Below are 14,053 nucleotides of genomic sequence, written 5' to 3'. Positions count from 1 at the left end.
CGTGAGGTAAATATCATCAGAAAAGTAAAGTCGCGAGTGTTTATTGCTACCGGTAGCCTCCAGCCGCAAGGTAGCATGTTCTTCCTCATCAGCGCGGATGTGCAGTTTAGCCTGAGGGTCGGTTACGTTGCCGATGCCGATACTGCCGGTGCGGTTAACATCAGGTGATTCACTAACGAAAAGCGTGGGGACATTACTTTTAAAACCAATAGCAAGGCTATTCTTAACAGTATTCTCTAAAGGGATTGAAAGTGATCTGCCTAATCCCAAAACATATGCACCTTCAGCAAAAGATTTAGTATAATTTCCAATAGCAAATCCATTACCAGACATTGATTGTGCGGTATTGCCTATGGCGAAATTATCTGTCTTATCAGCTATAGAGTTTGATCCAATTACATAAGAATGAAGTCCATTGGACTCAGAGAAGCTGCCAAATATGTATGAATGACTTCTGCTCGCCATTGAGTTGGTTCCGATAACTACAGCATTGTTTTGGGATGTGGTATTGTTGTTGCCGAGGATGGTTTGCTCCTCCCATGAATTGTTAACTGTGTTGTTGAAACCTAACCTGATATTCTTCATCAGGGTGTCGCAACTTACACAATCCTGCGAAAATCCCTGCATCGAGCACAGCAGCAAAGCCACGGCTGCTAAAACATTGTAAATGAATGTCGTCGTTGTTTTCATAACTATTTATTTTTTGTGTTGAATAAATTTATGTGTTTCAATTCATTGTCTGTGTGAAAAGAGCGACAAAACCTGCTGCATTTGCCCGACGCCCGGTGATGGTTTTTGCAGGTTATAAAACCTAAACTAATCACCAAAACCAATCGATTAAAGATTTACAAAAATTCCATAATGAAAATGATGTTTTTGAAAACCGTTGCGAAGATAAGTCAAAATGGCCTGTAAACCAAATTTTTAACATAACCAATTTATACCCCGTTAAGCACTGATTTACGGTTTGTTGTATTTTCCAATTTTGAAGAATTGGCGTCAATTTAGGGATTGGGATATTTTAAGGAATCAAATTGTGATATTTTAAAGTATAGGATAAAGGATGAAATTTTTAAGTGTTCTAAATAAGAAGCATGATGGTTGTCCGGCTTGACGTTCAATTACCCCGGCTCATTATTTAGTCCGGCAGGTAAGGATTTATCCCTTCAAAAACTCTATAGCACGAACGACCGAAACACTGTGAGGGAGTGAGAAATCTCCTTGCCCTTTCGCAATTGATTGAATGAAATGTAAGGAGATTTCTCCCTTCAAAAACTCCACTGCGTTCCGTTTTTTCAGGTCGAAATGACAGGTTTGCGTTAAATGGAAGGGTTCAGAGAGCGGGCGCTCTGCGCCCGCTCTCTGAACCCCCTAAACCCCTAATTAACTGTCATTTCTAACGATCGGAACCCAGAGAGATCGTGAGAAATCTCATTGTCTTTTTTGTTCCAGATCCTTAAAGCAAAGGAGGAGAAAGGGCGGCGATTGCCTCCATTTCTCCTCCTCACATTTACACCACGAATGGTTAGATTCTTACACAGTACTGCGATAATCCCGCTACCTTACAAGAGTCATTTCGTCAATGAGATGCTTCGCCCCGGCGAATTTATCAATGATGAACAGGACGTAACGGATATCAACGTTGATGGTGCGTTGCAGTTCGTCTTCAAAGGCAATATCGCCACTCATGGCTTCCCAGTTGCCGTCGAAGGCAATGCCGATCAGTTCGCCTTTGCCATTGATGACAGGGCTTCCGGAGTTTCCTCCGGTGATATCGTTCGTGGTAAGGAAATTAACGATCATCTTACCGTTCACACCATACATGCCGTAATCTTTTTTCTCGAACAGCGCTTTCAGTCTATTATCCACGATGAATTCTTCATTTGTGGGATCTTCTTTTTCCATCACCCCGTCAAGGTAGGTAATGTAGTCGTAGTGCACGGCATCAGCCGGATAATAATCTTTTACGGTTCCATAGGTAAAACGCATGGTGGAGTTGGCATCCGGAAAATATTTAACATCGGGATTCATAGTTCGAAGGCCGGCAATAAAATTCTTCATGTTACGGTCAACCTCCGATTGCCCTTTTATAAAGTCACCCTGGTATTTCATCATTCCGGAAGTAAAGGCCTGGGTAAGTTTGAAACCGGGGTCATTAGCCAGGGCTTTTTTCCCGGGCTTATTGAGGAACTTTGCAAAACGGTCTTTATTGGTGAAGATTGACTTGCTGTAAAGATCGTTCACATAGGCATCAACATCGCCTTTGAAGACAGTGTTGATGGTTGTAAACACTTCGGGTAACTGTTCGTTATTCAATTTTCTTTTGAAGAGTTTGAGCAAACCTGCAAGTTTATCCCGATCCATCTCGTAATCGTAATCGCCAAAAAATTCATCTGCTGTAGCGCTGAGTGCTTCAATGGTAAGATCAATCTGGGCTTTGTTTTCCTTTTGATTTTGAAGGAACCCCTCCAGAGGAGCGGCTTGTTGTGCCAGTCCAATGAAATCGATGTTACCAGAACCAATAGCCATAAAATAAAATGGGGTCACCAGGTTTTCCATTTTCGCATAACCGGCTTCAATATTCTTCAATACATCGCCATACTTGGGCAAAGGGGCGGCACTTCTGCTCACCCAGTTGGTGAAATCCTTTTCTATAACTTCTTTCTGGCTCTTGACATCCAAACGCTTCAGACCACGGGTTTGGCCAATAAAATACTTCCATGTATTGGCAAGGCTTGCATAATCTGAGGCATACTTGATTCTGGTTGCATCATCAGCATCCATGTGAACTTTCATTGTTTCGAGCAGCGTACCAAATACATCAATGATGGCAGGATTTTTTTGGTTGATGGCAAATTCGATTCCATAGGAAGTAAGATAGCGCTCAGTGCTTCCCGGATATCCCCAGATCATCGCATAATCATCTTTTTGATATCCCTTTAAAGAAACAGGCAGATGATGTTTGGGTTTAAGCGGGATATTCTCTTTGGCATATTCAGCCGGTGAGCCATCAGGTGCTGTATAAACCCTGAGAATTGAGAAATCACCGGTATGACGCGGCCACATCCAGTTATCGGTGTCACCCCCAAATTTTCCAATGGATGAAGGAGGTGCACCCACCAGCCGGACATCTTTAAAAGTTTGGTAAACAAACAGGTAATACTCACTCCCGTTGTAAAAACTTTTTACGATCGCATCATATTTGCCTTCCTCGGATGCTGCCTCACGAATGGGTGTAGTGATTTCACGGAATTTTGCACGTCTCTCCTCATCAGTCATTTCATCAGTATATTGCGAAGTGATGGTTTCAGTAAGATCTTCCATCCTTACCAGGAATGATGCGGTAAGCCCGGGGTTTGGCAGTTCTTCCTCCAGGGTCATTGCCCAAAAACCGTCGGTCAGATAATCATGTTGAATGGTGCTGTGATTTTGTATCAGGTCATAAGCACAATGATGATTTGTAAACATTAATCCACGGTCCGACACGATCTCACCGGTGCAGAAGAAACCTGAAGGTGCGCTTCCGCTTGCCAACCCAACAATAGCATCTTTTAAACTCGAATTGTTGATGCTGTACATCTCCTCAATGGAGAGTTGCAGCCCCATCTTTTGGATATCAGTCCAGTTAAGACGTTCGACAAACATGGGCAACCACATCCCCTCGTCCGTCCTGACGGATGCGAAATTAAAATTCAGGCCGATAAAAACGGCCAAAATCAGTGATAAGAAAAACTTTTTCATGCTAAAGGTGATTAAATAAAAATGAAGTTTGTTTAAATTTCAACGCGATAAGCCATTACTGTGCCACCTTGATAAAACACTTCATTACCAGACAATTGACTTCTACCTGTTGCAGAATGGTCAGGGGTAACTTGTGTTCGGAAAAGCATCATCATTTGCTCAATATCGTACATAAGGTGCTTTTTGGCGCTGCAAATTTAAACATTGTTTTTAAGGCCAATACGACGGGAAAGGATTTTGTCAATAAATATTACTTTTACGATTTAATGCAGACAGAAATAGCGATATGAACCCACATTTTAAGTTAGATGATGTTAATCAGGTTTTTGAGGCTTTTGTGGAAAAAGCAGAGACGTCCGTTATTGATTATTTTCTGGGAAAGATTGTGGAACATCACCGGATAGGTGAGGAATTTACGCAAATCGTCCAAAGGTTTTCTGATATCATCAAACGTAAATCCATTTCGGCTGAAGATCCCGAGGAAATAAGAAACAGCGAGAAGGAGCTGTTTGGGCTTCTGGGTAAAACCAGAAAAAGCACTGAATTTGAGGGATTTGTAGCCATCCTTGATAGAATCGAAGTGGTTGCAAAAGAGATGGCTGCTGAATTACCCGAAACCATTTTTTCGCCCGAAAGAATTGAGCGGTATCCTATCACCAGTAAAGAAAAACGATGGCTGCGTCTCAAGAAAAGATTCAGCAACATTGGTATATCCTTCAGATTAGTTGTGATAAAAGCAGCCAACCACGTACGGAAGCTTTTCAACCTTACTCCTGTTGAAAATCGCCGAATCAGAAAGATTCCTTTCCGCGATATGGCCATAGAATTCATGGTTAACCATTACACTACCGGGATTCTGGAACAATATAAAAGTCTGATGAAAATCAGAAGTGAGCACTTCATTCCTATGTGGCAGGTTAGCAACAAAATGGACGAAATTTTTCTGAACCTTCTGCAAGGTGGTGATGGAAAAACTAAAATTGAGGAGTTGCAAACTGAGTTTGTTAAGGAGCCAGTCGAGATTCAGAAACAACTTCTGGAATCCTTCAGGGAAAATATTCACCTGTTGACGGTAGAAACTTTCAACCAGCTCGAAGAGGCATACCTCAAGGTGAATAAAGCGGATCTTCCGGCTAAAATGTTCAAACCGGAAATGATCGGGAAAAAGAAAAAAAAGATCGGGGCAGTGACTTCCCAAACCATCAACCAATGGAAAAATGCTCATTTTACCTTGCTTGAAGATTGGACTGTGGATGTTGAGATGACCCTGCTTTATTATTCTGTCTTTAATGAGTATGCCAAGCTCAAGATCAGGATTGATGAGTATATCACCGACCAGCTCACTCCATCCTTCAAACAGATTGCTGACTTCATCAGTCAAAGCAGTGAAATCATCCGCCAATCGGGTACATCACTGAAGAAAACCAGGGAGACGATTTCTGCTGAACGCAAACGAGTGGCTGATGAATTGGTTGATACCATGTTGTCGCAGATCATCGAAAAGCTTACCGGCTGCTTTTCTGATGATATCGAACATTTCAGGGTGCAGACGCTTTCCTTTGCTGAACATGTATCAGATAAAAGAGCATTCGTCAGAAATAAAACATATGACCGGCCGATTCGGGATTCAGAAATCAGTTGGATATCTCCGCGCGAGTTATTGAACTTTGAAGCGCTTGCTCATCTCTCCGAAAGCCTTGATGTCGTTGAATCTGCTGTGGAAACCAACTTAGACACTGCCAGGTTAAATCTGCTTACCCTGGGAACAGTATTTGACTTCAACCTGGAATCAGCTTTGATGTTGCTTGATCAAAAACAGGGAGCGCCTAAGGATGCAATACACGTTGCACAGGAAGGCCTTGATCGTGCGATGAGCCATCTGGAAATGGTCAGATTAAAAATTACAGCCAGCAGAAATATTCTTTCAGAAGATATTAAGAGTGCCGTCAACAAATTTGACAGTGAAATACAAAAATTAAAAAACACGGAGAAGATTTTCGACTTGCAACTGAAGATTGCACGGATAAGAGCAGTCGAAAAATCGAAGCAGGTACGCAAAGAAACGTTAAGGCAAATCAAACAGATATTACCTGAGATTGTCCGTAAAACACGAAACCTGGAGAGTTTTATCCGGTTAAAAGTTGATGAATACAGCATAAGGTTTGGCTTTATCACAGTAAAAAAGTTTGTGACTTTTGAGCTGACTGAATTTATCTCCCAGACGCAGGAAGCAGTGAGTAAGCTACCGTTTGTTTACCAGCGTATTTATGCACTCAAGCCAACTGATGAAGAACGCTTTTTTGTAAACAGGAACAACGAACTCAATCAACTCACTCAAGCGCTTGATAATTGGAATAAAGAACGATTTATCAACACAGCCATCATCGGTGAAAAAGGGAGTGGGGTGACTTCACTGATCAATTATTTCCTTCGTGGCATCAACAATGATATCCCTGTTATCCAATGCAATGTTTCCGAAAAAGTCTACACACCCGAAAAATATTTAAGTTTTTTCAGCCAATTGCTTGGGCAGCCTGCTTTTGGTTCCAATCAGGAGGTAATCGAATATTTTAAAAAATCTGGAAGCGTTCGGATCATCGTCATGGAAAACCTACAGCACTTTTTCCTGAAAAGGGTTGGAGGATTCGACTGCATAAACATGTTTTTCGACCTCATGACAAACACGATCAGAAATGTATTCTGGATTGGTACATTCACAGGTCACACATGGAATTTCCTCGACAAGACGATCCAGATTTCAAATTTCTTTACCGATGAGATTTTCATCGAACCCATGAGCAAGGAAACCATCGAGGAAATTATTTTCAAACGGAACCGGCTGAGTGGTTACCAGATTTTTTTTGAACCGAACGCAAATAATTTGCAAGACAAAGCTTTTCAGAAAATGGACGACGACTCAAAGCAACTATTTTTGCGCAGGCAATATTTTGCACACCTTAGGCGCATGTCCAGCGGAAACATCAGCCTTGCGCAACTTTACTGGCTGCGCTCAACCCTCAGCGTTACCGAACAGAATATAAGTATTGAAGCCATAACCGACAAAGATTTTACGTTTGTAAAAAGCCTTACAGACCCCGATCTGTTTGTGCTGCAAACATTACTGCTTCATGACGGGCTAACACTTGAAGATTTTGCATTGGTAATGAATAAGAACATCAACGTAAGTCGAAACCTGATGATTCCTATGTATGAAAAGGGAATACTGATCAGACCCAAAAGCAAATTCACCATCAATCCATTAATTTACAAGCCGGTAACTGATTATCTGGCCTCTAGAAATTTTATCCACTAATCAATTCCGATGACAATGAAAAAATCAATTTTATTCTTTTTATTCATCCAGCTTCTTGTTTTTGGTTCCGTGGTTTCGGCGCTGAATACATCCACCTCGCTATCCGTTGATTCGGCCCAGGTAGAACAAAACCTTTCAACTGAAACTGAGAATGAAAATGGCGAAGATACAGCCACCAATGAAAAATTCGCCGGCAAACCAGGCGATGTGCTCGATGCCATCTCTTTTTCGAATATTTTCTGGACTATTGTACTGATAATCATCGGTTATGTGATGATCAAAATTTTCGTCAAAGTACTTGAGCTGTTTTCTGAAAGAAGTGCCAAATTCAGGATCACCGTCAAAAGTATCATCCCCATCATCAGGATCATCATCTGGTCGATTGTAATTTTCGCCATCATACGTGGAATCTATAATCCACCCATCGAAACACTGATCGCGATGACCGCTTCGGTGGCCATTGCCGTTGGTCTTGCTGCCCAGGATCTGTTAAAAAATGTCTTTGGGGGGATCATGCTGTTGTTTGACCGGCCTTTTCAGGTGGGTGATAAAATTGAATCCGGAAAGTACTACGGTGAGGTGATCCAGATCGGACTTCGTGCAACACGGATCGTCACTCCTGACGATTCCACTGTTTCGGTACCCAACATGGAGTTGATGAACACCTCAGTTTCCAATTCCAACTCAGGTGAGCTGAACTGCCAGGTAGTGGCTGAAATTTATCTTCCGATTGATGTAGACACCCAGAAAGTTAGAAAAATTGCTACTGAAGCAGCGCAGGTTTCAAAATATATCTTCCTCAATAAGCCAATCGTTGTTGTGTTTTTTAATGAAATCAACAACAGGGGTTCATACCTCAAAATGCGTCTGAAGGCTTATGTAATGGACATCCGTTATGAGTTCCAGTTTAAAAGCGACATGACTGAGATCGTACTCAAGGAATTATTGACTCAGGGCATTATTAGTAAGGATGATGCATTCAGGGCAGAGTGAAGCAGGGAAGTCGACCTGGTAGATTCATTTGGTTGCGAAACAGTCATTGCAGCCTCATAAATTCTGGAGTTAAAGTCTGCCAATCTCAGTTTCTATATTCATTTGATAATAAATTACTTGTGAATGGATCGTCATCACTCGAAGTTCATATTCCACCGGATTAATTTTCGCAGGCAATTAATCTTTAATTTTGCGCGACAAAAACATGTGGGTAACATCAACTGATCATGATATTTTTAGCCATAATTGAGTGGAGTCTTCCCTTAAAGAATCCGGTACTTATCTTTGCCCTGATCCTTTTCATCATTCTATTTGCACCCATTCTTTTCAATAAACTAAAGATCCCTCACCTGATCGGGCTGATCATTGCAGGCGCCATTATTGGCCCAAATGGTTTTTATTTTATGCCCCGCGATAGCAGCATCATCCTGTTTGGCACAGTGGGTTTGCTCTACATCATGTTTTTAGCCGGACTTGAGATTGATCTTGGCGATTTCAGGAAAAACAGTGGCAAAAGCATTATATTCGGCCTTTTCACTTTTGTTATTCCGATGACGCTTGGCGCCGGCGCCGGGCTTTACCTGCTCGGATTCCCTATGAATACCTCAATATTGATGGCCAGTATGTTCGCATCACATACGCTCATTACTTATCCTATCATAAGCCAACTGGGCATCACCAAAAACAGGGCTGTGAACATTACAGTTGGAGGTACACTCATCACCGACACACTGGCGTTGTTGGTTCTTGCTGTGATTGCCGGAATGGCTGTAGGCGAAATCAATGAAGAATTCTGGATCAGGCTTAGCATTTCGATCGTCGTTTTCGGATTGATCGTTATGCTGATCTTCCCTATCATAGGGCGTTGGTTTTTTAAACGTTACAGTGACAATATCTCACAATACATTTTTGTACTCGGTTTGGTTTTCATGGGAGCATTTCTTGCCGAAGCAGCCGGTATCGAAGCGATTATTGGGGCTTTCCTTGCAGGTCTTTCTCTCAATCGCCTGATCCCTCACACTTCACCATTGATGAACCGGGTGGAGTTCGTCGGAAATGCCCTGTTTATCCCGTTTTTCCTTATTGGTGTGGGCATGCTTATCGACTATCGCGCATTTTTCAAGGATTTCGATACGATACTTGTTGCCACAACGATGACGGTAATTGCCACCATTTCAAAATTTGCCGCTGCATGGCTTACGCAGAAAACATTCAGATTCACCATTGACGAACGCAGGCTGATCTTTGGATTGAGTAATGCACAAGCCGCTGCAACCCTTGCCACAGTGCTTGTTGGTTACAACATCATTGTAGGTGAAACCGCCACCGGCGAGCCCATAAGGCTTTTAAGTGAAAGTATCCTGAACGGCACGATCCTGATGATCCTTGTCACCTGCACCATTGCATCATTCGTTACCCAAAAAGGGGCAAAGAACATTTCGCTCGCTGAAGCTGCTGAAGTTACGACCGATGATGACGATCAAATGGAAAAGATCTTAATTCCGATTAATGACCAGGACACAGTGGAAGAGATGGTTAACCTGGGGGTAATGATCAAGTCGAAGAAAAACAAAACCGGCCTATTTGCACTTAATATTATAGATCATGAAAATCAGGACATTGCAGCTGATAAAATGGCAAAAAAGATACTTGATAAAGCTGTTGTAACCGCTGCAGCAACCGACAATCACCTTCATCATTTGCTGCGTTATGACATGTCGATGGTTAATGGGGTTACCAGCGTTGTGAAAGAACACAAGATCAGCGACCTGCTGCTTGGCTTGCAGCACGAAAAAGGAATGTCCGATTCATTTATCCGTAACCTTACCGAGGGCATCCTTACCAAATGCAACTGCACCACGTTGATTTACAAACCCGCACAGCCTCTTGCTACCATCAAAAGGCATGTAATCGTTGTCCCTGACAGGGCTGAGCGTGAAATCGGATTCCCTTTGTGGTTGCTCAAAGTTTGGAATATTGCCCGCAACAGCGGCGCTACGCTTTTATTCTATTCGTCACCACAAACCCTAAAATTCATCAAGGATATTAATCTCAAACACCCGATTCAATCTGCTTTTTACGAATTCAGCGATTGGGATGACTTCCTGATTTTATCCCGTAATGTGCGCATTGACGACAACCTCGTGATTGTTATGAGCCGGAAGGATCACCCTTCCTACCACTCAAATATGGTGAAAATTCCCACTTACCTCAATAAGTACTTCAAGGACAATAATTTTCTCCTGGTTTATCCCATGCAAACCGGCGTGGCAGATGAAGACCCGACCGGGCTCAAAAACCCTTCGGTCATGGAGCCCATCCGCGAATTGGATGAAATAGGCAAAACCATTGCAAAATTGTTTAAAAGGAAATAAAATCATAATAATTCACTTTCTTTGCAGGATTAAAAAATTCAATGTCGAAAAAACTCATTTCCATCTCACTTCTGTTCTGCCTGATTGCACCGTTGGCAGGAACTTTCACATGGCTGCATGTAAAAAGGCAGTTGGTGAAAAAAGAGGTGAAATGGAAGATGATAGCTGGCCTTGACAGGGATGAACTTGTAGTATTAAGGTTTACAAAAGAGGAAACACTAAACCTGCTCAACTGGAAACATTCAAAGGAGTTTGAATTTAACGGAGAAATGTACGACATCGTCGAAACTGTCGCAATAGAAGATTCGGTGTTCTACTATTGTTGGTGGGATCACGAAGAAACGCATCTGAACAAAAAATTAAATTCTCTTTTAGCCCACGCTGCCGGGCAAAATGAGCAAAGCAAAGATCGTCTCAATAAAATTTGCCAGTTCTTCAAAGGCCTGTACTTTGATGATCTGACCAGCCAAAAAGATCAACAATTTACCAACCAGTTGAAGATTACGTTCTTCTACACCGAAAAATACAATTCACTCTTTTTCCCCCCACCGGTACCACCCCCTCAGGATGTTTGTTAATTACATGCAAATCAATCAGCCTGAATAGCCGGTCAGTCATAAATATTTCTGATCTGGTAGTTTTTGCTTTTTGAAATTTTGCAGTATTTGCCGGTGCGTATCGGCTTTTAAACTATTCTGAATGATCACAAACACTTATTTTACTGGTTTACAATGAAAAAAATAATATCAACCCTATTTTTTATCGGGTTATTCTTTATTGGATTTTCACAAACTATCAGTGTAAAAGACGCAGAGACCGGACGACCATTGCAGTTAGTAAGTCTGGTAAGTGAAAGCCCTAAAACTTCTGTTACAACAAATCAGCAGGGGAACGCCGAATTTTCAGGCTTCAAAGGCGCTGAAGTGATAGAGATCAGGCTGTTGGGTTACCAGTCAATGATTCTGAGTTATGCTGCAATCGAGCAAAATGGATTTATAGTGAAACTGTCACAAACTCAATTGTCGCTTGATGAAATCGTGATTTCGGCCACGCGATGGGAGCAGAACAAACGCGACATTCCTAACAAAATCACCTCTATCAGTGTGAAACAAGTCGCTTTGCAAAATCCGCAAACCGCAGCTGACCTTCTTGGAACTTCCGGCGAAGTTTTTATCCAGAAAAGCCAGCAGGGAGGCGGAAGCCCGATGATACGTGGTTTTGCAACCAACCGTTTGCTTTACACCATCGACGGAGTGAGGATGAACACCGCCATCTTCAGGTCAGGTAATATCCAGAATGTGATCTCCCTCGACCCTTTTGCGATCGAAAACACGGAAGTCTTTTTCGGACCCGGCTCAATTATCTATGGCAGCGACGCCATCGGTGGCGTAATGAGTTTCAGAACCCTTACTCCTCAATTCTCGCAAAATGAAGAACATTTGGTAACCGGAAAGGCCGTAATGCGCTATTCATCTGCCAATAATGAGAAAACCGGCCATTTTGATATCAGTGCCGGCTGGAAAAAATGGGCCTTCACCAGCAGCGTCACCAGCTATGATTACAGCAACCTGCTGATGGGAAGTAAGAATGGACCGGATGAATACCTGAAACCCTATTATGTCCAGCGTATTGACAGTGTTGACCACGTCTTTACCAACGAAAATCAGGAAATTCAAAATCCAACGGCATATACCCAGATCAATTTTATGCAAAAAGTACGTTTCCAACCAAATAAGCACTGGGATATTCAATATGGGTTTCATTATTCCGAAACATCGAACTATTCCCGTTATGACAGGCTGATCGAAACATCGCCGAGCGGTTTGCCTGTTTATGCTGTATGGGATTATGGTCCCCAAAAGTGGATGATGAATTTTCTCGGGATAACCCACGAAAGCGATAACCTTTTTTACAATCAGATGAACTTGAGAATCGCATTTCAAAATTTCGGGGAGAGCCGGATCGACAGACGTCTGAACAATACCAGGCTCCGCACTCAGACCGAAGAAGTTGAAGCACTTTCGATGAATGTTGATTTTGTTAAATTAAGCGGTGACCATAAATTATTCTATGGCTTCGAATATGTCATTAACGATGTGGTCTCTGACGGCAAAGCTCAAAACATAAAAACCGGGGCTCCGATCCGCGTTCCTGACCGTTATCCGGCCTCTACCTGGCAGTCAGCAGGAGTCTATCTGAATTATCAATACCGTTTTTCTGAGAAAACTCTGCTCCAGGCCGGAATGAGGTATTCACATTTCGCCATTGAATCAGACTTTAGCGATCTGCTGGAATTTTACCCGCTGCCTTACAACAAAGTTGAACTGAACAATGATGCCGTTACAGGCAGTGTTGGTGTTGTATTTAAACCCTCTGCAGAATGGACATTGAGCGCTGATGCCTCCACCGGTTTCCGCGCTCCCAATGTTGATGATATCGGGAAAATGTTCGACTTCCAGGCTGGTGACGTTATTGTTCCCAACCCGGAGTTGAAAGCTGAATATGCATATAATGGAGAAATTAACATTGCCCGGATTTTCAATGATAAAGTAAAAATTGATATCACCGGCTTTTATACCCTGCTTGATGATGCAATGGTACGCAGAGAATACACATTAAATGGTCAGGACAGCATCCTTTACAACGGAGAGATGAGTAAAGTTTATGCCATACAGAATGCCGCAAAGGCTAATGTTTACGGTATAAATGCCGGGCTGGAATTCAAACTTGGGCAAGGTTTCGGCATTTCAGGAAGGTTCAATTACCAGCACGGTGAAGAAGAAATGGACGATGGTATGATCAGTCCTTCGCGTCATGCAGCACCCTGGTTTGGAGTGGCAAGGTTAACTTATATCAAAAACAGGATCAACATGCAACTCTACACGATGTTCAGCAACGAAGTGAACTACGAAAACCTGAATCCGGAAGAGCAACAGAAGGATGTGATCTATGCTGAGGATGAAAATGGAAATCCATATTCCCCCAGTTGGCACACCCTGAATTTCAAAGCTATGTACCAGGTTACCGACTATTTATCTGCCAGCGCCGGCCTCGAAAACATCACCGACCAGCGTTACCGGCCTTACAGCTCCGGCCTTGTTGCTCCGGGAAGGAATTTCATTATTTCACTCATTTTGAATTTTTAACCTTCATTGTCATAATCATGTTTCATTTTCATGATGAAGATCTTAAGCACGGACTTAGGAGTGTGGAGCTATACCTAAATAAGTTGAATCGGGAAGCACAGTTCGGAAAATTAGCAGCAATCACTTAAAGATGTTCTATTTGAAGACTTCTTCAAACTATTTGATAATCTTTTTTGTTTCGCCAGAATAAAAATACCCGGCAATCATGGCTGAATCGCTGCCTGCAATATCAATGATCACGGTCTGCTTGTAAGCCGGCTCAGGGATGTAAGTGCGGTAAATGAACCATCCTTTCCGGGAATAAAATGCCGAAGAAAAATCCTCATTCTGAATCGCATATACAATCACTTCGCTGTCGTTTTTGAGCAGTTGTGCCGGGTCATCACTGGTGTTCCGTTGTGTAGAAGTATAGATCGTATCAAAAGCCAGGTATTTCTTTCCGGAGAAATGAGTTTTGGGATCGGCTTGCAAAATGCTTGTAAAGA

At 42.4% G+C, this 14,053-nt stretch carries 9 protein-coding genes; 5 read left to right on the top strand and 4 right to left on the bottom strand.

Annotated elements, in window-relative coordinates; genetic code table 11:
• From IH598_08290 to IH598_08280, 3 genes are all read right to left on the bottom strand, one after another.
• A partial coding sequence (locus IH598_08290) for a hypothetical protein (GenBank protein ID MBE0638504.1) occupies nucleotides 1-690 on the bottom strand: 690 nt, incomplete at its 3' end.
• Nucleotides 691-1,557: 867 nt separating this feature from the next.
• On the bottom strand, nucleotides 1,558-3,741 hold the full coding sequence (locus IH598_08285; protein MBE0638503.1) for a S46 family peptidase: 2,184 nt from the start codon (nucleotides 3,739-3,741) through the stop codon (nucleotides 1,558-1,560).
• Nucleotides 3,742-3,773: 32 nt separating this feature from the next.
• A complete protein-coding gene (locus tag IH598_08280; GenBank protein ID MBE0638502.1) occupies nucleotides 3,774-3,914 on the bottom strand; it encodes a hypothetical protein in 141 nt (46 codons plus the stop codon).
• Nucleotides 3,915-4,027: 113 nt separating this feature from the next.
• Here IH598_08280 and IH598_08275 point away from each other — a divergent pair, with 113 nt between their 5' ends.
• The 5 genes from IH598_08275 (at nucleotide 4,028) to IH598_08255 (ending at nucleotide 13,568) form a co-directional block, all read left to right on the top strand.
• Entirely contained in the window at nucleotides 4,028-7,054 is a 3,027-nt protein-coding gene (locus IH598_08275; GenBank protein ID MBE0638501.1) for a hypothetical protein, read from the top strand.
• A 15-nt stretch (nucleotides 7,055-7,069) separates the two neighbouring features.
• On the top strand, nucleotides 7,070-8,047 hold the full coding sequence (locus tag IH598_08270) for a mechanosensitive ion channel family protein (protein ID MBE0638500.1): 978 nt from the start codon (nucleotides 7,070-7,072) through the stop codon (nucleotides 8,045-8,047).
• Nucleotides 8,048-8,274: 227 nt separating this feature from the next.
• Nucleotides 8,275-10,422, top strand: a complete 2,148-nt coding sequence (locus tag IH598_08265; protein MBE0638499.1) for a cation:proton antiporter — start codon at nucleotides 8,275-8,277, stop codon at nucleotides 10,420-10,422.
• Nucleotides 10,423-10,463: 41 nt separating this feature from the next.
• Complete coding sequence (locus IH598_08260) at nucleotides 10,464-11,000, top strand: hypothetical protein (protein MBE0638498.1); 537 nt, start codon at nucleotides 10,464-10,466, stop codon at nucleotides 10,998-11,000.
• Between the two features lie 153 nt (nucleotides 11,001-11,153).
• Nucleotides 11,154-13,568, top strand: a complete 2,415-nt coding sequence (locus IH598_08255) for a TonB-dependent receptor (protein ID MBE0638497.1) — start codon at nucleotides 11,154-11,156, stop codon at nucleotides 13,566-13,568.
• 156 nt (nucleotides 13,569-13,724) lie between these two features.
• Here IH598_08255 and IH598_08250 read toward each other — a convergent pair.
• A partial coding sequence (locus IH598_08250) for a hypothetical protein (protein ID MBE0638496.1) occupies nucleotides 13,725-14,053 on the bottom strand: 329 nt, incomplete at its 5' end.

Source organism: Bacteroidales bacterium (assembly GCA_014860585.1).
GTDB lineage: Bacteria > Bacteroidota > Bacteroidia > Bacteroidales > 4484-276 > RZYY01.
Note: the sequence above shows the minus strand (reverse complement) of the source record. Positions and strands in the feature narration are given on the sequence as shown.

Bases quoted from the DNA above. Each gene is read 5' to 3' on its own strand.
- IH598_08285 (MBE0638503.1), bottom strand. From the start codon at position 3,741: ATGAAAAAGTTTTTCTTATCACTGATTTTGGCCGTTTTTATCGGCCTG.
- IH598_08280 (MBE0638502.1), bottom strand. From the start codon at position 3,914: ATGTACGATATTGAGCAAATGATGATGCTTTTCCGAACACAAGTTACC.
- IH598_08275 (MBE0638501.1), top strand. From the start codon at position 4,028: ATGAACCCACATTTTAAGTTAGATGATGTTAATCAGGTTTTTGAGGCT.
- IH598_08270 (MBE0638500.1), top strand. From the start codon at position 7,070: ATGAAAAAATCAATTTTATTCTTTTTATTCATCCAGCTTCTTGTTTTT.
- IH598_08265 (MBE0638499.1), top strand. From the start codon at position 8,275: ATGATATTTTTAGCCATAATTGAGTGGAGTCTTCCCTTAAAGAATCCG.
- IH598_08260 (MBE0638498.1), top strand. From the start codon at position 10,464: ATGTCGAAAAAACTCATTTCCATCTCACTTCTGTTCTGCCTGATTGCA.
- IH598_08255 (MBE0638497.1), top strand. From the start codon at position 11,154: ATGAAAAAAATAATATCAACCCTATTTTTTATCGGGTTATTCTTTATT.